Origin of the sequence: Streptomyces sp. NPDC057474 (assembly GCF_042802555.1) — a bacterium.
In the GTDB taxonomy this organism is placed as follows: domain Bacteria; phylum Actinomycetota; class Actinomycetes; order Streptomycetales; family Streptomycetaceae; genus Streptomyces.
Window position 1 is genome coordinate 43,580 of record NZ_JBHVDX010000008.1, and the last position, 20,354, is coordinate 63,933.

Consider the following 20,354-nt stretch of genomic DNA (forward strand, 5'->3'; position numbering starts at 1 on the left):
GTTGACACGGATGCGGCAGGCATCCGGGATGCGGGAGGCCGGGACATGGCAGAGCCGAGGATCTTCACGTCCGCCGAGGAGCTCAAGGCGGCGGTGGGCGAGCAGTTGGGCCACAGCGACTGGCTGGAGGTGGACCAGAAGCGCATCGACCTCTTCGCCGAGGCGACCGGCGACCACCAGTGGATCCATGTCGACCCCGAGAAGGCCGCGGCCGGCCCCTTCGGCACGACCATCGCCCACGGCTATCTGACCCTGTCGCTGCTCCCCCTGCTGGTGCCGCAGATCCTCAAGGTCGACAACGTCAAGATGGGCGTCAACTACGGCACCAACAAGGTCCGCTTCCCGGCGCCGGTGCCGGTCGGTTCGCGGCTGCGCGCCACGGCGGCCCTCCAGGAGGTCACGGAGGTCGGCGGCGGCGTTCAGGTCACGGCCGCGGTCGTCGTGGAGCGCGAGGGCGGGGACAAGCCGGTGTGTGTGGCGGAGTCGGTGTCCCGGTACTACTTCTGAGGACGGCTTTCGAGCCGACGGCGCAGTGGCGCGGCGATCGCGACCGCCGCGCCACGGGTGTGCCGTTACACGGGTGCGACGGCGCGGCCGGTCTGCGGCGAGATCATCCCTGCGCACAGGCCTCGGCCGGCCAGTCCCTGCGCGATGCGCGGGATCGCCGCGAGCGTGTTCGCGGACCAGTCGTGCATGAGGATGACCTGGCCGTTGGTGAGCCGGGCGGCGGCCTGCACGATCGCGTCCGCACTGGCGCCGTTCCAGTCCTGTGAGTCGACGTTCCAGATGATCTCGGTCAGGCCGTACCTGGCCGCGACCGACTTCACCGTCGCGTTGGTCTCGCCGTACGGCGGCCGGAACAGCTTCGGGGTGCCGCCGCCCGCGCCGGCGATGGCCTGCTGGGTCCGGGAGATCTCCGAGTCGATCTGCGCCTGGCTCAGCCGGGTCAGGTGCGGGTGGGTGTAGCTGTGGTTGGCCACCCACATGCCGGCGGCGACCTGGGCCCGGACCTGCGACGGGTTGGCGGCGGCGTACTGGCCCTGGTTGAACATCGTGGCCCGCAGCCCGTTCCGTTGCAGTGCGTTGAGCAGGGCCGAGGTGTTGCCGGAAGGACCGTCGTCGAAGGTGAGCCCGACGTACCCGTTGCAGGCGGCGGCCCGCGCCGGGGCAGCCGCGGCGGCCGTGAGCATGAGGGGGACGGTGCTCGCGACGGCCGTCAGGACGACGGCCAACCGCTTGCCCGGGCGACGGAACGAGCGGCGCGGCCCGGTGTTCATGGGGCCACCGTGATGTTGGAGTTGCCGCTGCTCCGGTATCCCTCGGTGGCCATGATCATGTAGTACCTGAAGCTGCCGAGGGGCATTCCGGCGCGGGCCCAGGCGTCGAAGTGATTTCCGGTGGTGATGGCGCCGCCCGTCCGCTTCGACTGACGGACGCTCCAGTACTGGTCGAAGGTACGGGTGCCCTCGACGGACGGGGCGTTGTACCGCGTCGTCCTGTAGATGTCGTACGTGCCGCCGTCACTGGTGACCGTGCCCTTGTACGTTCCCGTGGGCCGGTAGGTGCCCCAGTTGTCGACGATGTAGTACTCGATGAGCGGACTGGCCGTCCAGCCGTAGAGGGTCAGGTAGGCGTTGCCGGACGGATTGAACGTGCCCGAGTAGGTCACGGTCCTGCGGGAGCCGTTGCTCCAGCCCTTGCCGGCGACGAAGTTCCCGGTGTTGCTCCAGGAGGTCCGGTAACTGCCGCCGGAGGCCAGGGTCATGGAGACGGTGCCCGGGGCATCGGTCCAGAACGAGTAGTAGAAGCCGTTGTCGGTGCCGGTCCGGTTCGTGGTGACGACCGTGTCCGCGCGGGCGGTGCCGGGCAGGGCCACCGCAGTCGCGGCGGCCAGCGCGGTCGTACAGAGACCACTCATGAAGAGCCTGCGGCTCGGGGGCGGGGTGGGAGTGGGTGCGGGTGCGGGTTCCTCGTTCATACGCGCGCGTCCTCCTCGGGCTCGTGGGGTTCGCCCTGTCGACCACGGAGTGTTGGCCTGCCCCTGTCAACTGTCAATGGTTTCGGCACCCACTCCGAAACATTCGAGCAACCGAAGAGGAAGCGCGAGTGCATAGTCCCAGCTCAATAGGCATGAGTTCGTGTTCGGATTGGGGCGACATCAGTAACCCCAATGTCGCACCCATGCAGTGGCCACAGATACATCGAATGTTTCGAAGAGGATTCCGATCGCGCCAAGATCAGCCGAGCGGCGCCTCGGGGTTACTTCTTCGCGCTCACCATGCGCAGGACGAGGTCCGCGTACAGGGTGCCGACCTCGTCGGGGGTGCGCGGGCCGTTGACGTTGAACCAGCGGGCCACATCGATGCAGAGAGAGAGGACCGCGATGGTGGTGCCGCGCACGTCGGGGACGTCGAAGTCGCCGGCGGCGACGCCGTCCTCGATGATGCCGCGCACGGCCGCGTCGTTCTCGCGGCGGAGGGTGACGATCTCGGCGCGGGCGTCGGGGCCGAGGGCGTCCAGTTCGTACTGGACGACGCGGGCCACGGTGTGCTGCCCGGCGTGCCAGCGCACGAAGGAGCGTACCGCCTCGGCGAGACGGTCGGCCGGGCTGCCCTCGCCCTCGGCCGCCCTGCGCAGCACGTCGAGGGCCTTCTCGTGGCCGATGCGGCTGATCCGGTGGAGCAGCTCTTCCTTCGTCTTGTAGTGGATGTACAGCGCGGCGGGGCTCATACCCGCGCGGCCCGCGATGTCACGGGTCGTCGTCGCGTGGTAGCCACGCTCGGCGAAGGCCTCCACGGCGGCCACCAGTAGCCTCCGGGCCGCGTCCGGGTTGACCTCGCCCCACGGCTGCGGCTCGCCGCCCGCCGTGTCGTCCGCCGTACTCATCGCTCGCTCGCCCCTTCCGATGGCTGGGCACCACCATACCGCCGAACGGTGAGCGAGCGCTTAGAAGGCCCGCTCAGGGCTGTGCCGAACAGGCGGTGGGGCGCGGGACCGGGACTTCTCAGAGCTTCTCGAAGGGGTCATGCTCCGCGAGGAGCTTCTCCAGTCTGGCCTGGTCGACCCGGCTGACGATCCGCCCGGCCTCCTGCCGGTCGCGGATCACCTTGGCCAGGGTGAAGGACGAGGTCACGAGGTAGAGGACCGCGATGGCCAGGAAGGCGCGGACCCAGGTGTCGGCGTCGAGGTTGTAGATGCCGACGGTGGTGGCCGCCATGGCGACGCCGAAGGACGCGACGGCCTGCCCGTAGAAGGCCGCCGTGCTCTGCTGCTTGACCGGTGTCTCACTCATGGGGACATGGTTCGGCAGCTGTGGCCCGGACCACATCCGTCGGGATACTCAGTCGGCGGCCTCACGTACTCAGACCGACTCGAATTCGGCTCAGAACGCCGAAACCCCCGTCAGCGCCCGCCCGATGAGCAGTTTCTGTATCTGGCTGGTGCCCTCGTAGAGGGTCATGACGCGGGCGTCACGCAGGAGCTTTCCGGCCGGGTACTCGTCGATGTAGCCGTAGCCGCCGAAGACCTGGAGGGCGTTGTTCGCGGCGCGGACGGCCGCCTCGGAGGCGAAGAGCTTGGCCTTGCTGGCCTCGGTGGCGAAGGGCTGCCCCCGGTCGACGAGGTCGGCGACGCGCCAGGTGAGGAGCCGGGCGGCGTCGACGTCCACCGCGATGTCGCTGATGAGTTCCTGGACGAGCTGGTGATGGGCGATGGACTTGCCGAACTGCTCGCGCTCGCCGGCGTATCGGACCGCCACGTCCAGCGCGGCCTGGGCGATGCCGACGCAGCCGGCCGCTACCGACATCCGGCCCTTGGCGAGCGCCGACATGGCGACGGTGAAGCCCTTGCCCTCCGGCCCGAGCACGGCGGAGGCGGGGACGCGGACGTCCTCCAGGACCAGTTCGGCGGTGGCCTGGCCGCGCAGGCCGAGCTTGCCGTGGATGGCGCGGCGGGTCAGGCCGGGGGTGTCGGTGGGGACGAGGAAGGCGGAGATCCCTCTGTGGCCGGGGGCGTCGGTGGAGCGGGCGAAGAGGAGGACGACATCGGCCCAGGTGCCGTTCGTGATGAACATCTTGGTGCCGTTGATGACGTAGTGGTCGCCGTCGCGGACCGCTCGGGTGGCGAGGTTGCCCGCGTCGGAGCCGGTGCCCGGTTCGGTGAGGCCGAAGCAGCCGACGTACTCCCCCGCCGTGAGACCCGGCAGCCAGCGGCGCTTCTGCTTCTCGTCGCCCCAGGCGGCGATGGTCTTCGCGACCAGGCCGAGGGAGACGGAGACGATGCCGCGCACGGAGGAGTCGCCGCGGCCGAGTTCCTCGGTCACCAGGCAGTACGCGAGGTGGTCGCCGCCGGAGCCGCCGTACTCCTCGTCGACGGTGAGCCCCAGGAAGCCGACCCCGCCGAGCTTCTTCACGATGGCCCGGTCGACGTTCTCGGCGCGGTCCCAGGCGATGACGTGCGGGACGATCTCGCGCTCCACGAAGTCCCTCGCGAGTCGGCGTACGGCGGTCTGCTCCTCGCTGAGCTCCAGGTTCACGTAACCCGCCTCTCATCCGTTCCCATTTAAATTACCACTGCTAGTTTTAGGGGTGCAGCCCTACTATGTGCGCCATGGCCCGACCGCGCAAGCCCTTGCTGAGCACCGCCCGCATCGTGGAGACGGCGCGGGCGCTGGTGGACGCGGAGGGGCTGGCGGCGGTCTCCACGCGACGGCTCGCCGCCGAGCTGGGGGTGAGCGGGCCCTCCCTCTACAACCACTTCCGCACCATGGACCAGATCCTGGAGGCCGTCGCCGACTCGGTGAGCGCGCAGGTCGACCTGTCGATGTTCGAGGACGGGCGGGACTGGCGGACCGCGCTGCACGACTGGGCGGTCTCGTACCGGGCCGCCCTGCGCGACCATCCGAACATCGTGCCCGTCCTCGCCCGGGGCCCCGGGCGGCGGCCCGCGGGGCTGAAGGTCGCCGACGTCGTGTTCGGGGCCATGGTCGAGGCGGGGTGGCCGACGGCGCAGGCCACGTCCATCGGGGCGTTGATGCGGTACTTCATCATGGGGTCCGCGATCGGGTCGTTCGCCGGGGGGTTCGTGGACGACGAGAGCGCGTACGACCCGGCCGACTATCCCCATCTCGGGCAGGCCCATCTGCTGGCGGAGCAGCAGGAGAAGGTGGACGAGCGGGCGTTCGAGGTGGGGTTGACGGCGTTGCTGGACGGGTTGGAGCAGCAGTACGGGCAGGTCGCCCCCAGTTAGGGGCGCGGGGCCGTGACATATGCGGCTCCGCCGCGTGTGCGCGACCAGCCACAGACAGCCTTCGGCCGCGATGCGACGCACCCTCCCGAGCTGGGCGCCTGACAACCGCGAGCTTCCACGCCCCTCCCCCACTTGCCCCGGTCCCATGCCGAACGACTCCCGGTCCATGGTCGCGCTGAACTGGGGCGAGCAGCAGGTCGAGGTGTCGTTCGCGGGCGCACGCGCCGTGGGCTGTCGATGTCCGGCGAGGGCGGAGTCTCGGTGCTGGGCGTCGTCCTCCTCGGCGAGCCCGCTCCAGGTGACCACCTTCGGCTGTCTCGTCGGGGCGGACGGGACCCCTCCCGCTCGAGCGAGGCCGAGAGTGGGGCAGTGTCTGCCATTCGCCGGGCAGCTGGTGCGGCAGGCGGCGGACGCGCCGCTCTCGGCGACCCTCAACATGGTGTACCTGGGCGTGTTCCCGACCGCCCTCGCCTTCACCACCTGGGCGTACGCCCTCGCCCGTACGTCCGCGAGCCGCATGGGCGCGACCACGTGCGCCGTGCCCGCGCTGGTCGTGCTGGTCGTGCTGGTGTCGTGGCGGGCGCTGGGCGAGGTGCCGGGGCCGCTCACACCGGCCGGTGGCGCGCTGTGTCTGGCGGGTGTGGCGGTGTCGCGGTCCCGGGCGCCTACGAAGGGGACGGCCGGCGCGGCGGCGGGCGCGGTCGGCGCCGCGCCCACGGATGTGGATCCGGGGGCGCGGCCCGGACGGCCGACACGGGACCGGCCCTCAGCGCACGGAACTAACCCTCCACTCGTGAACTCGCCCTCCCCGCGAGGATCTTGATCGACACGAGGGCGATCACCGAGAGACCGATGATGTACGCGGACACCGCCATGGACGTGCCGGTGGTCTCCAGGAGGAGGACCATCAGGAAGGGGGCGAGGCCGCCGCCGAACACCGCCGCGATCTGGTAGCCGAGGGAGGCGCCTGTGTACCGCATCTCGGGAGTGAACAGCTCGGCGAACAGGGCGGCTTGCGGCCCGTACATGATGCTGAGGAAGCAGCTGGCGACGAATGTGCCGACGGCGAGCCACAGCAGGGAGCCGGTGTCGATGAGCAGGAAGAGCGGGACGGCCCACAGGGCGATGCCGGCCGCGCCGAACGCGTAGACCCGGATGCGGCCGACGCGGTCGGAGAGGGCTGCGGCGGCGGGGATCAGCACCAACTGGGTGAGGCTGACGCAGAGGGAGACGGCGAGGACCGCGCTGCGCTTCATGTCGAGTTCGCGGGTGGTGTAGTCGAGGACGCCGGTGATCAGGATGTAGAAGGTCGCGGTGTTCACGGCGAAGGAGCCACCGGCCAGGAAGACCGTGCCGAGGTGACCGCGGAGGATCGTCCTGAGCGGGGAGCTCTGCTCGCCCTTCTCCTTCTCCGCCAACTCACGTTCCGCCGCCCTGAATTCGGGGGTCTCCTCCACATGGCGGTGGATGTACCAGGCGAGTCCCAGGACGAACAGGCCGACCAGGAAGGGCACACGCCAGCCCCACGCGGTGAACGCGGAGTCGTTGGTCGTCGCGCCCACGACGAGGAACATCGTGTTGGCGCTCACCACGCCGATGGGAACGCCGAGTTGGACGAAGCTGCCGTACACCCCACGCTTGCCCTCGGGGGCGTACTCGGTGGCCAGCAGCATCGCGCCGCCCCACTGGGCGCCGACTGCGACGCCCTGCGCGACGCGGAGGAGGACAAGCAGGATCGGAGCGGCGATCCCGATCGTCTCGTACGTGGGGAGGAGGCCGATGCCGGTGGTGGCCAGGCCCATCAGGGTGAGCGCCAGGACCAGCATCGGCTTGCGGCCGCGTTTGTCGCCGAGGTGACCGGCGACGACTCCGCCGACGGGGCGGGCGAGGAATCCGACGGCGAAGGCGGCGAACGCGGCGAGGACTCCTGCGGAGGAACTGCCGGCCGGGAAGTACAGGTCGCCCAGGACGAGGGCCGCGGCTATGCCGAAGACGAAGTAGTCGTACCACTCCACGGCCGAGGCGAGCGCCGCGGCGGTGGCGACCTTGCGGTGGCTCTGGGGGCGGGGGGTGGTGGCGGGGGTGGGCGGTTGGGGGATGGACGAGGAAGGAGCGGTGTCCATGCGAGCACACTCCGATGGGTGCGGGGACGTTCCGGGGAACGTACTGACCGGACGGTATGTAGGTCAACGGTCGTGCATGGTTGAGTTCGCTCGAAGGGTGCGCTGTCGGCTGCGGGTACGTGGGGGCTGGTCGCCCGCAGCCGAATCAGAACGTCACCAAAGCCCGGCCGCCCTTGCCCGCTCGCATGTTGTCGAAGGCCGTCGGGATGTCGTCCAGGGAGATGCGGTCGGTCACCAGGGCGGCCAGGTCCAGGCGGCCGGCCCTGACATGGTCCGCGAGGATCGGCACGTCACGCGCCGGGTCGGAGTTGCCGTAGACGCAGCCGGAGAGGGTGCGGCCCCAGTGGAAGAGTTCCAGGGCGTTGAAGGTGACCTGCTGGTCCTTGCCGCCGATGCCGACGACGGTGGTGCGGCCGCCGCGCCGGGTCGACTCCCAGGCCGCCCGGATGGTGACCGCGCGGCCGACGCACTCCACGGCGACGTCCACACCCTGTTTGCCGGTGAGGGCACGGATCTCGCGGGCGGTGTCCTCGGAGGCGACGACGTACTCCGTGGCACCCGCCGCACGGGCCAGCTCCTCCTTCGCCGGGGAGACGTCCACGGCGACGATCCGGGACGCGCCCGCGATCCGCGCCGCCTGCAGCGCGGCCAGCCCGACACCGCCCACCCCGAACACGGCGACGGTCTCGCCCTCGCGGACCCGCGCCGAGTAATGGACCGCGCCGTAACCGGTGAGGACGGCGCAGCCGAGCAGCGCCGCGTCGGTGAGCGGGACGCTGTCCGGGGCCGGGAGCACGCACCCGGCTGCCACGACCGTCTCCTCCGCGAACGCGGCCACGTTCAGACCGGGGTGGAGATCGGCGCCGTCGGAGGCGCGCCGGGCGTACACATTGCCGGCGCCGAGCAGCGCGTTCGCGCACAGCCACACCTCGCCGAGCGAGCAGGCGTGGCAACTCCCGCAGGACGGCGCCCAGTTGAGGACGACTCCGTCACCGGGTGAGACATGGGTGACCCCGTCGCCGACCGCGAGAACCGTGCCCGCGCCCTCGTGGCCGAGCACGGCGGGCACCGGCACCCGCATGGTGCCGTCGGACAACGACAGGTCGGAGTGGCAGACTCCGGCGGCGGCGAGCCGCACCCGGATCTGGCCGGGCCCGGCATCCGGCAACTCGATCTCGGTGATCTCCAACGGGGCACCGACGGCGGGCAGTACGGCGGCTCGAACGGCCATGGGGGTACGACTCTCCTACGCTCGCTGGGAAACGGCTCGCTCAGCCCGGCGGGCGGGAACGGCTCACCCGGCACCGGCTTTCACCCGGCGCCCGTTCGCAATCCGCTTCCGCCGTCGGCCCGAACCCGCTCAGAACTGAAGGGACTTGGTCTGCAGGTAACCGGTCAGACCGTGGGCGCCGAGTTCGCGGCCGACGCCCGACTGCTTGTAACCGCCGAAGGGGGCCAGCGGGTTGAAGCGGCCACCGTTGATGTCGACCTGGCCGGTGTCCATACGGCGGGCGAAGGCCACGGCCTCGGTGTCGTCACCGGCCCAGACCGCGCCGGCCAGCCCGTAGACCGTGCCGTTGGCGATCCGCAGGGCGTCGGCCTCGTCCTCGTAGCGGAGGATCGACAGGACCGGGCCGAAGATCTCCTCCTGGGCGACGGTCATCTCCGGGGTCACGTCGGCGAAGACGGTGGGGCTGACGAAGTAGCCCTGCTCGCGCGGGGGTTCGGCGCCGCCGGCGATCAGGCGGGCGCCCTCGGCCACGCCCTTCTCGATGTAACCCCGTACCCGCTCGTGCTGCTTGGCGTTGACCAGCGGACCGATGCGGTCGCCGTACTTCGCGGCGGCCTGGGCGGCCAGCTCGACGGCCTCGTCGTACTGGGAGGTGTGGACGAGCATGCGGGTCCAGGCGCTGCACGTCTGGCCGGAGTTGGACATGACGTTGGCGACGCCGACGCCGACCGCCTTGGTCAGGTCGGCGCTCGGGAGGATCACGTTGGCGGACTTGCCGCCGAGTTCCAGCGCCACCTTCTTGATCGCGGCGCCGGCGGTCGCGGCGATGCGCCGACCTACCGCCGTGGAGCCGGTGAAAGAGACCAGGTCGACGCCGTCGTGCTCGGCGAGCGCCTGCCCGGCTACCGGGCCGAGACCGGTGACCAGGTTGAACACCCCGGCGGGTACGCCCGCCTCGTGGACGGCCTCGGCGAAGAGCTGCGCGGTCAGCGGGGTGTCCTCGGCGGGCTTCAGGACGACCGTGCAGCCGGCGGCGAGGGCCGGGGCGACCTTGGCGACGATCTGGTGCAGCGGATAGTTCCAGGGGGTGATCGCGCCGACGACACCGATGGGCTCGTGGTGGACGGTCGAGTTGCCGACCTTCTCCTCGAAGGCGTGCTTCGCGGCCAGCTCGGCGTACGAGCCGGCGACAGCGACCGGCAGGTCCGCGTGCACCCGCTGGGAGAACGGCAGCGGCGAGCCGAGCTCCGCCGTCACCGTCTCGGCGATCTCCTCCCGGCGGGCGGCGAGCGCGTCGCGCAGCGCGCCGATGATCGCGCCGCGTTCGGCGGGTGGGGTGGCGGACCAGCCGGGGAGGGCGTCGCGCGCGGCGCGTACGGCGGCGTCGACGTCCTCGGCGGTGCCCGCCGGGACCCGGTCGATCACCTGCTCGTCGGCCGGGTTCACGACCTCGATCATGTCGGTCCCGGCGGCGGGCCGCCAGGTACCGCCGATGTACATGCCGTCGTGTGCCTTCATCGTGTTGCCTCCCGGGCGGGCGTGGTCGTCCGCCCCAAAAACTAGCCCTGATAGTTTTCCGGCACCAGGGCCTCGGGCAGTGAGGCAGACCTCTTCAGTGTCGGACAGTGAGCCAGGCCTCGGCAGCCTCGGGCAGTGAGGCGCGCCTCGGCATCGGCCCCGGCCGCCGCCCCGGCGCGGAAAAGTCGCCCCGCCTCAGAAATCGACTCGCGTCCTGTCGTCGACCCGCGCGACCGCCTCCTGCGCGAACTCCTTCAGATAGCCGCCGCGGATCTCCTCGATCCTCCGGTCGCTCGTGGCGGCCGCCGCCACCGGATACAGCAGGATCAGCTCGTACGACCGCTCCTTCTCGATCGTCCCGCTCGCGTCCCGCCACTGTCCGCGCCCCTCCTGCACGGTCAGTCCGTCCGGAAACCCGGGTGTGACCTCCCGGTCGACGAAGGCCATGAACTGCTCGTCGGTGACGCCGGCACCACCGTCGGGTCGCTCGGTGCCGAAGAGGAGCCGCGTCTCGATGTACGGCGTCCCGCGCGCCGGGGCGAGCACGGAACCGGCGGAGGGGTCCTCGGCGAGGGTGGCGTACGCGGTCGGGGCGCCGACGGCCAGCAGACAGACGGAGGCCGCGACGGCGACTCGGGTGCGGGTGAAGCGGCGGGTACGGGTACGGGTGCTGGTGTTCGTGGAAATGCTGGTGTTCGTGGGGGTGGTGGTGCTCGTGCGCGTGGAGTGCAAGGTCATGCGTCCACCTCTAGCGGGACCACCGGCTCCGGATCCGTCGGCCGCGCCGGGGCCGGGCCGTGCGTGCCCCCGTACGCCCCCGGGGCTCGCCGTGGCGCACGTCACCGCGCCCTGCGCGCCGGTTCACGGCTTGTGCGCGGGTCCCCGGGTCGCGGTGAGGTGGGCGTAGACGACGACGTTGCTCGCGTAGCCCTTCCGCCGGTCGTACGTCCCGCCGCAGGTGATCAGCCGCAGCTCGGGGCGGCCGCGATGGCCGTACACCTCCTTGTTGGGGAAGCGGTCCTTCTCGTACGTCTTCACGGCGTCCACGGTGTAGACGGCGGCGCGGCCGTCGGCCCGCAGGACCTCCACGATCCGGCCGGGCTTGAGCACGTCCAGCGAGGCGAAGACGGCGGGGCCCGTCCGGGTGTCACGGTGACCGACGACGACCGCCGTGCCCGGCCCGCCGGGCGCGGGCCCCTGCGAGTACCAGCCGACCAGCTTGGGCTTGTCGTCCGGCGGCGCGGGAAGCCTCCGTCGGCTGTCGAGGCGAAGCCCGATCACCGGGGCCTCGATGCCGAGGTACTGGATGGTGACGGTCTTCGCCGGGGAGGGCGGCAGCGTACGGGGCCGGGCGGGTCTCTTCGGCTCGGCCGACCTGGTCGCGGGGGCGGGCCGCACGGGCTCGGCGGGCGCCGGCCTCGTGGGTCCCGTGGGCGTCGGTCCGGTGGGCGTCGGTCCGGTGGGTACAGCGGGAGTGGGCCGCGCCGGCTCGGCGGCCCTCGGGCTCACCCGCTCGACCGGCTCGGTGCGCTCGGTCCGCCCGGTCGGTTCGGTCCGCTCGGTCCGTCGCTCGGGTGCCGTTCCCGGGGACGCGGCGCGCCCGGGCTCGTCGGGTGGTGGGGGCGTGAAGTACAGGGACGCCTGGGCGCGCGATGCCCCCGCACCGCGCGCCCGGGTGTCGGCCCAGGCGGAGCGGGCCTCGGCGGGTTCGGTCCGCTCCCTGTCCTCCGCCAGGTGGACACCGCCCACCACCAGTGCGACGGTCATCACGACCGTCCGCGTCAGGCGGTAGGCGCGCGTCCGGTACCAGGGCCTCGGCCGGCGTCTACGCGGCGCCATCGGCGCGGCGACGGCGCAGCCGCAGGTAGGCCACCCCGCCGACCGCGGCGAGTCCCACGGCGGCCGCGCCGACGACCGGCGCGAAGTCCTGGGTCATGGCGAGACCACCGGCACCGGCCGGGACGGCGCCTTCGGGACCGGCGGCGAGACCGGCGGGCGGACAGTTGACGTTGATGGTCCTGCGCCCCTCCTCGAGCGTCCCGCCGACGGTCCTCCAGGTCAGCACGTACTCCCCGTCGGGGAGCCGCGCCGCGTCCTCGGGCGCCACGGGCGTGCTGTGTCCGCTGCCGTCGGCCGCGAGGGTGATCACGCCCGTGGCGACGGGGTCGGTGCGCGGGGCGGGGGGCTCTCTGTCGATCGTCCAGTTGATGCGCTGCGTCGGCGTGGGGTCCTCGGGGAAGTTGAAGGCGGAGAGGTAGAAGTCGCAGACCAGGAGCTGGTTGCGCTGGTTGTCGAACGGGAAGCCCACCTTGTGGATCACGACGTCGGGGTCGCCCGGGGCGGCGACGGCGGCCGGCGCCGTGATCAGGCTGGCTCCCGTGACGGTGAGTGCCGCGAGGACGGCGGCGGCACTCGCGCGCGATCCAGCGGGGCGCGGGCGGGACGAGGTGGACATGCAGAACCTCCGAGTCAGACGATTTTCACACAAATCGCTCTTTCGCCTGACTCTCTGTCACATCGCACCGTGCACGGGGGGAGCCGCGCCCGACGACCCGTCAGATATCCCTCTTCCGGCCCAGGGACGCACCGGGCCGCGAGCCCTTCCCCTCCCCCGTCTCCTTCTCCGGCTTGCCGCTCCCCTGCCCCGGCTGCGCGGGCGAGCGCAGGGCGATGACCGACGACACCAGCAGCAGCGCGCCCAGCATCACGAACGGCGCGGCCACGCCCGCGACACCGGCGATCAGACCCGCGGCGGCGGGCGCCCCGGCCTGCCCCAGCCGGTTTCCCGTCAGCCGCAGCGCGAGGGCGGTGGACCGGGCCTCGTCCGGCGCGGCCTGCACCACCGTGGTCATGGACAGCGGCTGTCCGGCCCCGAGGCAGAACCCGAGGGCGGCGAGGATCAGGGCCAGCGCCCACACCGGCACCGGCAGCGCGATCCCGGCGCACAACACTGCCCCGAGTACACAGGTGACGGTGAGCAGCGCGGTGCGGCCGAGCAGTCGCAGCATGGGCGTCATCACCAGGCGGCACGCGATGGTCGCCGCCGCGCGCAGACTCAGCAGGACGCCGATCACCGAGGGGGCGATGCCCCGGTGCTCACCGACCACCGGCAGATACGCGGTGAGGATGTCGGTCGCCGACAGCACGGCGAGGCTGATGAAGATGCCCCCGGGTACGCCGCGGGTACGCAGGATGCGGTGCACGGGGACCCGCTCGCCCTGCGCCGTACGGGACTTGGGCTCGATCGGACGCTCTATCCGCCACAGCGAGGTGAACGAGACCGCCGCCCCCGCACCCGCCACCACCAGCGCCAGGGCGCTCGTCCGGGCCATGTCGGGGCCGCCGATCAGGGCGCCCGCGGCGATCGGGCCGACCAGCTGGCCGAGGGAGGCGCCGATGGTGAAGTGGCCGAAGTTGCGGTCGTGTTCGTGCGGCGCGGACTGACGGGCCACCAGGGACTGGGCGCCGATGACGAAGGAGAGGTGGCCGAGGCCCATCACGCCGCTCCACACGGCCATCGCCACCAGCGAGTTCGCCAGGCCGCTCATGACGCAGCCGCCGGATATGAGGACGACGCCCACGGGCAGCAGGGGCGCGCACCGGCCCTGGTCGGTCCTGCGGCCGAGCGGCACTGCGGCGAACAGCGGGAGCAGGGCGTAGACCCCCGCGATCACACCGATCGCCCGCTCGTCGGCGCCCAACGCGAGGGCCCGGTAGGACACGGCGGGCCGGGCCATCGACACCGCCCCCTGCGCGAAGCTGAAGGCGATGACGAGGCGGAGCAGCCAGCCGCGGTTCCTACCGGGCCTCACGATGCGGGTCCTCCTTGAGGAAGTTCACGCCGGTTCGAGGAAACTTCGCTCCGGTGCAAGGGAGTCGGGTTCCACGGTTCAGATGATGCCGAACAGCACGCCCGCCCCGAGGATGATCAGCGAGGTCGCCGCGGCCCACTTCACCACGAACTTGGTGTGGTCGCCGAAGTCGACCTTCGCCATACCCACGAGAACGTACACGGCCGGCACCAGCGGGCTGGACATGTGCAGCGGCTGGCCGACGAGGGAGGCGCGGGCGATCTCCAGCGGCGAGACACCGTGGGCGGCGCCGGCCTCGGCGAGGACCGGGAGGACGCCGAAGTAGAAGCCGTCGTTGGACATGAAGTAGGTGAGCGGCAGGCTCAGGAAGCCGGTGACGAGGGCCATGTGCGGACCCATGCCGGCCGGGATGCCGTCGACGATCCACTTGGCCATCGAGTCGACCATGCCGGTGCCCTGGAGGACGCCGGTGAAGACGGCGGCGGCGAAGACCATGCCGGAGACGTTGAGGACGTTGTCGGCGTGGGCGGCGAGCCTGGCCCTCTGGTCGGGGATGTTGGGGAAGTTGACCGTCAGGGCGAGCGCGGCGCCGAGCAGGAAGAGCACCGGGATCGGCAGCCACTCCATGATCATGGCGGTGAGCAGCGCGCCCGTGAGCAGCGCGTTGAACCAGTACAGCTTGGGGCGCAGCGTCGGGCGGTTGGGGTCCAGGCCCTGGAGACGGACGTCGTCCTCGTCGTCCTCGGAGTCGGCGTCGGTGCCGGAGCCCGCGCCGCCGGTGGTCTTCGCCGTACGGCTCTTGTCGTCACCGGATCCGGAGCCGGAGGCGGCGGAGGCGCCCGCGCCGACGAGCACGGTCTCCTCGGACTCGGTCTCCTTCTCGTCCTTGACGATCTTCTCCTGCTCCAGCACCTCGTCGAGGCTCAGCACCCCGAGGCGCTTGCGCTCCCGCAGGCCGAGGCCGTAGGCGAGGACCATGACGAAGAGCAGGCCGACGAGGAGCGCGGGGATCATCGGGACGAAGATGTCGCCGGCGTCGAGCTTGAGCGCGGTGGCGGCGCGGGCGGTCGGGCCGCCCCAGGGCAGCGTGTTCATCACGCCGTTGGCGGTGGCGGCGACACCGGTCATGACGACCAGGCTCATCTTCAGGCGCTTGTACAGCGGGTACATCGCCGAGACGGTGATCATGAAGGTGGTCGAGCCGTCGCCGTCCAGGGAGACGATCGCGGCGAGCAGGGCCGTGCCGACGACGATGCGCAGCGGGTCGGCCTTGCAGAACTTCAGGATGCCCCGGACGATCGGGTCGAAGAGACCGACGTCGATCATGAGGCCGAAGTAGACGATGGCGAACATCAGCATCGCGGCGGTGGGCGCGAGGTTGCCCACCCCCTCGATGACGTAGTCGCCGAGATGTGCTCCCTTTCCGACGAACACGCAGAAGAGTGCCGGGATCAGCACGAGCGCCGCGATCGGCGACATCTTCTTCATCATGATCAGGACCAGGAAGGTCGCGATCATGGCGAAGCCGAGGATGGTCAACATGTGGATACCTAACGTTCGCCCTTGAACTCCCACCAGGGCACCGGCGGTGCGACGACGTTAGGGCGGGTCCACAAGCCTTAACAAGACGTTGACATGCGAGCAATAAGAGCAGAACTCCAGGTCACAGCGTTGCGCCTGCTCGGGCGAGCTCCACGGGGATGCCGTTGAGGACCGCGTTGCCCGACAGCGGGTCGAGCAGGGAGCCGTCGAGGAGCTGGTTGACGTTCACCCCGGGGTCGATCGCGGCGTGGCTCATCCGGGTGCCGGGACGGTCGTGTCCCCAGCCGTGCGGGAGGCTCACGACACCGCGGCGTACGACGTCGGTGACCTCGACGGGAGCGGTGACCTCTCCCCCGGCGCCCTTGATCCGTACGGCGTCCCCGTCGGCGAGTGCGAGGCGGTCGGCGTCGTCGGGGTGGATGTGCAGGGTGCAGCGGTTGGTGCCACCGGTGAGGGCGGGGATGTTGTGCAGCCAGCTGTTGTTGGACCGCAGGTGGCGGCGGCCGATGAGGACAAGGCCGTCCGGGCGCTCCCGCAGGGCGGTGCGGAGCCTCGGCAGATCGTCGACGATCGGCTGCGGCAGCAGTTCGATCCTGCCGCTCACCGTCTTCAACGGCTGCGGCAGACGCGGCTTCAGCGGCCCGAGGTCGATCCCGTGCGGGTGCGCGAGCAACTGCGCGAGGGTCAGTCCGTCCGGCTCGGCGCCGAAGCCGTCACCGTACGGGCCGAGGCGCAGCATCATGTCGAGCCGGCGCTCGGGGCCGCCCGTGCCGGTGAGTTGGGCGGCCAGTTCCTTGGGGTCCCGGCCGTGGACGGGCGAGTGGGCCTCCTTCACGGCCTTGCCCAGGGTCTGGCCGATGACCAGGTCGTCCACGGCGGAGGGGTCGGCGCCGTGCATGCCGGTGGCGGCGAGGACGAGCCGCGCGAGGATCTCCGTCTCGGGCATGCGGCCGTCCTCCAGGGGCACGGCGGCACGGTTGTAGCGGACCTGGTTGCGTACGGCCAGGGTGTTGAGCGCGAAGTCGTAGTGCGGGGCCTGGGAGGGCGGGGGCGGCGGCAGGACCACGTCGGCGTGGCGGGCGGTCTCGCCCAGGTAGGGGTCGACGCTGACCATGAAGTCCAGTGAGTCGAGCGCCTTGTCGAGGCGGTCGCCGTCGGGCGCGGAGAGCACCGGGTTGGCGGCGACGGTGATGAGAGCGCGGATCGGGCTGCCGTCAGGGGTGGCGGTGTCGATCTCCTCGGCGAGCGCGGCGAGCGGCAGTTCGCCCTTGGCCTCGGGGTGGCCGCCGACCCGGCTGCGCCAGCGGCCGAGCGCGAAGCCGTGGCCCGGTCCGGCGGGCCGGGGCGTCTTGTCGGTCGCGGACTGCGGGAAGAGGGCGCCGCCGGGCCGGTCGAGGTTGCCGGTGAGGATGTTGAGCACGTCGACCAGCCAGCTGGCGAGGGTGCCGTGCGGGACGGTGCAGCTGCCGATGCGGCCGTATACGGCGGCGGTGGGAGCGGCGGCCAGTTCGCGGGCGAGCGCACGGATGGTCCCGGCGTCGACGTCACAGGCCTCGGCGACGGCCTCGGGCGTGAACTCCCGTACGGTGGCGGCCAGTTCCTCGACCTCCTGCACATGCGGGGCGAGGTCCCCGAGGTCGACGAGATCCTCCTCGAACAACACATGGGCCATCGCCGCGAGCAGCAGCGCGTCCGTCCCCGGGCGGATCGCCACGTGCCGGTCGGCGAGCTTGGCCGTGCGGGTCAGGCGCGGGTCGACGACGGTGAGGGTGCCGCCGCGCGCCTTGAGCGCCTTGAGCTTGCCGGGGAAGTCGGGGGCTGTGCACAGGCTGCCGTTGGACTCCAGGGGGTTGGCGCCGAGGAGCAGCAGATGGTCGGTGCGGTCCAGGTCCGGTACGGGTATGGCGTGGGCGTCGCCGTAGAGCAGTCCGCTGGAGACGTGCTTGGGCATCTGGTCGACGGTGGAGGCGGTGAACAGGCTGCGGGTGCCGAGTCCGGCGAGGAGGACGGGCGGGTAGAGGGCGCCGGCCACCGTGTGGACGTTCGGGTTGCCGAGGACGACGCCGACCGCGTTGGGTCCGTGCGCCTCGACGACGGGCCCGAGTCCGGCGGCGACGGCGTCGAAGGCCTCCTGCCAGGTGGCCTCCCGCAGTTCGCCGTCCCTGCGGACCAGCGGGGTGCGCAGCCGGTCCGGGTCCCCGTCGGCCGCGCCCAGGGAGGCGCCCTTCGGACAGATGAACCCCTTGCTGAAGACGTCGTCCCGATCGCCGCGCGCCTTGGTCACCCGAGTGCCCTCGATGGTGAGGGTGAGCCCGCAGGTCGCCTCGCAGAGCGGGCAGACGCGCAGGGCGGTGCGGGAGTCGGTGGTGGTGGACACGGGTCCTCCCGGAGGGGCGGCGGCGACGGTGACGCTCGGACGGGGCCGCGCACGAGGAAGCGCGCGGCACCGAGGCCGAGCATACCGACCGGTATGCCACACGGGGAGGCCCTGTCGGCAGTCTTGTCGGGAATTCGCGAGACCGTCACCGGGGCCGGGGCCCGGTCGGCCCCGGCCGGGGGCAGGGCCGGACAGCCCGCGCCCCGGCTCGGACAGTCCGCGCCCGGGTCCGGCCCGGCGTCAGTCCAGCACGCGCGCGAGATAGGCCCGCAGCAGCTCCCGCATCTCCTGGATGATCCGCGCGTCACCCTCCGGGGAGACCCGGAAGGCCAGGTGGACGAGGGTGTCGGCGGTCTCGACGGCGATGAGGAAGGTGCGGCGCAGGTCCTCGTCGGGGGTGCGGTCGATGAACGCGGAGAGCAGTTCGGACAGCCGGTCGGCGACGCGGTGGTTGGGTTCCCGTCGGCGGCCGCCGACGGGAATCTGGTTGCCGAAGTCGATGAGGGCGAAGCCGGGGGCGTTGCGCTTCATGTCGAGGTACTCGTCGAGGACGGCGTCCATCGCGGTGCGCCAGTCCCGGCCGCCCGTCACCTGGAGGCGGCGGGTGACCCGGTCGGTGAAACGGTCCAGGTTGCGTTCGGCGAGCGCGTCGGCCATCGCGCGCTTGTTGCCGAAGAAGCGGTAGACGGATCCGATGGGCACACCCGCGCGCAGCGCCACGGCACGGGTGCTCAGCGCGTCGTACCCCACCTCGTCGAGGAGGTCGGCGCAGGCGTCGAGGATCCTGGTCAGTCGTTCGGCACTGCGCCGCTGCACGGGTGCGCGGCGCAGGGAGGTCGCCTGGGACACGGGCTTCATGGTGCCTTTCCGCCGAGGTCCGATGAGCTGTCCGAATATCAGTACGGCCGGTACCGCCGCTCCCGCTCAGCGGTGGAGCGCGACGGACAGCGGACATCCGCACGTCCATGGCCTGCCGGGAGACTAGAGCACCGCACTGACAAGACGGATCCCCTCCGGATCCGGTTCTCCCCCTCCGCCCGATGCACCCGATCTGCCGACGTCCCGTCGGCGTCCCGTCGACGTCCGGTTGTCGACCTGTCCCCTTGCGCCCACCCCGCCTGAATCCTACGGTGAAGCATAGGAATCAGGAGCGTGAGGGAGCGGGCATGAGCGGGGACGCGAGGAAGACGGCCGAGGGGCTGGAGTACCTCTCCGGCTTCGGCAACGAACACGCCTCGGAGGCGGTCCCGGGCGCGCTGCCGCACGGCCGCAACTCCCCGCAGCGCTCCCCGCTCGGCCTGTACGCGGAGCAGCTCAGCGGCACCGCGTTCACGGAACCGAGGTCCCACAACCGCCGCTCCTGGCTCTACCGGATCCGCCCCTCGGCCGCCCACCCCGCGTTCACGCGCACGGACAACGGCACCCTCCGCACGGCCCCCTTCACCGAGACGGTCCCCGACCCCAACCGCCTCCGCTGGAACCCCCTCCCGGTGCCCCCGACGGGCACCGACTTCCTCGGCGGCCTGTGGACTCTCGGCGGCAACGGCGACGCGGCCCAGCGCACGGGCATGGCCGTGCACCTGTATCACGCCGATTCCTCCATGAAGCGTGTCTTCAGCGACGCGGACGGCGAACTCCTGATCGTCCCGGAGCGCGGCGGCCTCCTCCTGCGCACGGAGTTCGGTCTGCTCCACGTCGAGCCCGGCGAGGTCGCTCTGATCCCCCGGGGCGTCCGCTTCCGCGTCGACCTCCTGGACTCCTCCGCCCGCGGCTATGTCTGCGAGAACCTCGGCGCCCCCTTCCGCCTCCCCGACCTCGGCCCGATCGGCGCCAACGGCCTGGCGAACGCCCGTGACTTCCGGGCGCCGGTGGCCGCGTACGAGGACGTGGAGGGCCCGGTGGAGGTGGTGAACAAGTTCTGCGGCAATCTCTGGACGGCCACCTACGACCATTCACCGCTCGACGTGGTCGCCTGGCACGGCAACTACACGCCCTACGTCTACGACCTGCGCCGTTTCAACGTCATCGGGACGATCTCGTACGACCACCCGGACCCGTCGATCTTCACGGTGCTGACCTCGCCGTCGGACACCCCGGGGCTGGCCGGGGTGGACTTCGTGGTGTTCGCGCCGCGCTGGCTGGTGGGCGAGGACACGTTCCGGCCGCCGTACTTCCACCGGAACGTGATGAGCGAGTACATGGGCCTGATCGAGGGCGCGTACGACGCGAAGGCGGAGGGCTTCGTGCCCGGTGGCGGCTCGCTGCACAACATGATGTCGGCGCACGGCCCTGACCGGGAGACCTTCGACCGGGCGAGCGCGGCGGAGCTGAAGCCCCAGCGGGTCGACGACGGGCTCGCCTTCATGTTCGAGACGCGCTGGCCGATCCTCATGACCGCGCAGGCGGCCCGCGCGAAGCAGCTGCAGCAGGGGTACGACGACGTGTGGTCCGGGCTCCAACGCCACTTCGGCCCGTTGCGCTGAACGCGCCGCGCCGGGTACGGA

18 protein-coding genes and 1 pseudogene are annotated in these 20,354 nt (G+C 71.4%); 4 read left to right on the top strand and 15 right to left on the bottom strand.

Going from position 1 to position 20,354, the window contains the following annotated elements:
• The first annotated feature begins 45 nt into the window (after window positions 1–45).
• Window positions 46–507, top strand: a complete 462-nt coding sequence (locus ACFU53_RS03715; protein ID WP_383985688.1) for a MaoC family dehydratase — start codon at window positions 46–48, stop codon at window positions 505–507.
• A 65-nt stretch (window positions 508–572) separates the two neighbouring features.
• On the opposite strand, the gene ACFU53_RS03720 is transcribed toward ACFU53_RS03715, so the two are convergent.
• From ACFU53_RS03720 to ACFU53_RS03740, 5 genes are all read right to left on the bottom strand, one after another.
• Window positions 573–1,277: a polysaccharide deacetylase family protein gene (locus ACFU53_RS03720; RefSeq protein WP_383985689.1), complete on the bottom strand. Its 705-nt coding sequence runs from the start codon at window positions 1,275–1,277 to the stop codon at window positions 573–575.
• On the bottom strand, window positions 1,274–1,978 hold the full coding sequence (locus tag ACFU53_RS03725) for a glycoside hydrolase family 11 protein (RefSeq protein ID WP_383985691.1): 705 nt from the start codon (window positions 1,976–1,978) through the stop codon (window positions 1,274–1,276). Before ACFU53_RS03725 ends, ACFU53_RS03720 begins: the two co-directional genes overlap by 4 nt.
• A 281-nt stretch (window positions 1,979–2,259) precedes the next feature.
• Window positions 2,260–2,886 carry a TetR/AcrR family transcriptional regulator gene (locus ACFU53_RS03730; protein WP_383985693.1) on the bottom strand — a complete coding sequence of 209 codons (627 nt, stop codon included), beginning with the start codon at window positions 2,884–2,886 and terminating at the stop codon, window positions 2,260–2,262.
• Between the two features lie 118 nt (window positions 2,887–3,004).
• Window positions 3,005–3,292 (bottom strand): YiaA/YiaB family inner membrane protein, encoded by a 288-nt coding sequence (locus tag ACFU53_RS03735; RefSeq protein ID WP_383985695.1) that lies wholly within the window; start codon window positions 3,290–3,292, stop codon window positions 3,005–3,007.
• A 90-nt stretch (window positions 3,293–3,382) separates the two neighbouring features.
• A complete protein-coding gene (locus tag ACFU53_RS03740) occupies window positions 3,383–4,534 on the bottom strand; it encodes an acyl-CoA dehydrogenase family protein (protein WP_383985697.1) in 1,152 nt (383 codons plus the stop codon).
• Between the two features lie 65 nt (window positions 4,535–4,599).
• Here ACFU53_RS03740 and ACFU53_RS03745 point away from each other — a divergent pair, with 65 nt between their 5' ends.
• Both ACFU53_RS03745 and ACFU53_RS03750 read left to right on the top strand, forming a co-directional pair.
• Window positions 4,600–5,247 carry a TetR/AcrR family transcriptional regulator gene (locus ACFU53_RS03745; protein WP_383985699.1) on the top strand — a complete coding sequence of 216 codons (648 nt, stop codon included), beginning with the start codon at window positions 4,600–4,602 and terminating at the stop codon, window positions 5,245–5,247.
• 166 nt (window positions 5,248–5,413) lie between these two features.
• Window positions 5,414–6,070: pseudogene (locus ACFU53_RS03750) on the top strand (EamA family transporter); the annotation flags it as partial.
• Here ACFU53_RS03750 and ACFU53_RS03755 read toward each other — a convergent pair.
• The 10 genes from ACFU53_RS03755 to ACFU53_RS03800 form a co-directional block, all read right to left on the bottom strand.
• Window positions 6,027–7,370, bottom strand: a complete 1,344-nt coding sequence (locus ACFU53_RS03755; RefSeq protein ID WP_383985701.1) for an MFS transporter — start codon at window positions 7,368–7,370, stop codon at window positions 6,027–6,029. The pseudogene ACFU53_RS03750 and the gene ACFU53_RS03755 sit on opposite strands and share 44 nt — an antisense overlap.
• 145 nt (window positions 7,371–7,515) lie before the next feature.
• Window positions 7,516–8,601: a Zn-dependent alcohol dehydrogenase gene (locus ACFU53_RS03760; RefSeq protein WP_383985703.1), complete on the bottom strand. Its 1,086-nt coding sequence runs from the start codon at window positions 8,599–8,601 to the stop codon at window positions 7,516–7,518.
• A gap of 129 nt (window positions 8,602–8,730) precedes the next feature.
• Window positions 8,731–10,119, bottom strand: a complete 1,389-nt coding sequence (locus ACFU53_RS03765) for an aldehyde dehydrogenase family protein (protein WP_383985705.1) — start codon at window positions 10,117–10,119, stop codon at window positions 8,731–8,733.
• A gap of 195 nt (window positions 10,120–10,314) precedes the next feature.
• Complete coding sequence (locus tag ACFU53_RS03770; RefSeq protein ID WP_383985707.1) at window positions 10,315–10,857, bottom strand: DUF3574 domain-containing protein; 543 nt, start codon at window positions 10,855–10,857, stop codon at window positions 10,315–10,317.
• Window positions 10,858–10,980: 123 nt separating this feature from the next.
• Window positions 10,981–11,886: a class F sortase gene (locus tag ACFU53_RS03775; protein WP_383985709.1), complete on the bottom strand. Its 906-nt coding sequence runs from the start codon at window positions 11,884–11,886 to the stop codon at window positions 10,981–10,983.
• A 58-nt stretch (window positions 11,887–11,944) separates the two neighbouring features.
• Window positions 11,945–12,574, bottom strand: coding sequence for a hypothetical protein (locus ACFU53_RS03780; protein ID WP_383985711.1), 630 nt, complete (start codon window positions 12,572–12,574; stop codon window positions 11,945–11,947).
• Window positions 12,575–12,674: 100 nt separating this feature from the next.
• Window positions 12,675–13,931, bottom strand: a complete 1,257-nt coding sequence (locus tag ACFU53_RS03785; protein WP_383985713.1) for an MFS transporter — start codon at window positions 13,929–13,931, stop codon at window positions 12,675–12,677.
• A 78-nt stretch (window positions 13,932–14,009) separates the two neighbouring features.
• Complete coding sequence (locus ACFU53_RS03790) at window positions 14,010–15,473, bottom strand: CitMHS family transporter (RefSeq protein WP_383985715.1); 1,464 nt, start codon at window positions 15,471–15,473, stop codon at window positions 14,010–14,012.
• A gap of 121 nt (window positions 15,474–15,594) precedes the next feature.
• Entirely contained in the window at window positions 15,595–17,850 is a 2,256-nt protein-coding gene (locus tag ACFU53_RS03795) for a molybdopterin oxidoreductase family protein (protein WP_383985716.1), read from the bottom strand.
• Window positions 17,851–18,090: 240 nt separating this feature from the next.
• Window positions 18,091–18,708: a TetR family transcriptional regulator gene (locus ACFU53_RS03800; protein WP_383985718.1), complete on the bottom strand. Its 618-nt coding sequence runs from the start codon at window positions 18,706–18,708 to the stop codon at window positions 18,091–18,093.
• A gap of 308 nt (window positions 18,709–19,016) precedes the next feature.
• On the opposite strand from ACFU53_RS03800, the gene hmgA reads away from it, so the two are divergent.
• Window positions 19,017–20,333 carry a homogentisate 1,2-dioxygenase gene (gene hmgA / locus ACFU53_RS03805; protein WP_383985720.1) on the top strand — a complete coding sequence of 439 codons (1,317 nt, stop codon included), beginning with the start codon at window positions 19,017–19,019 and terminating at the stop codon, window positions 20,331–20,333.
• Window positions 20,334–20,354: the final 21 nt, after the last annotated feature.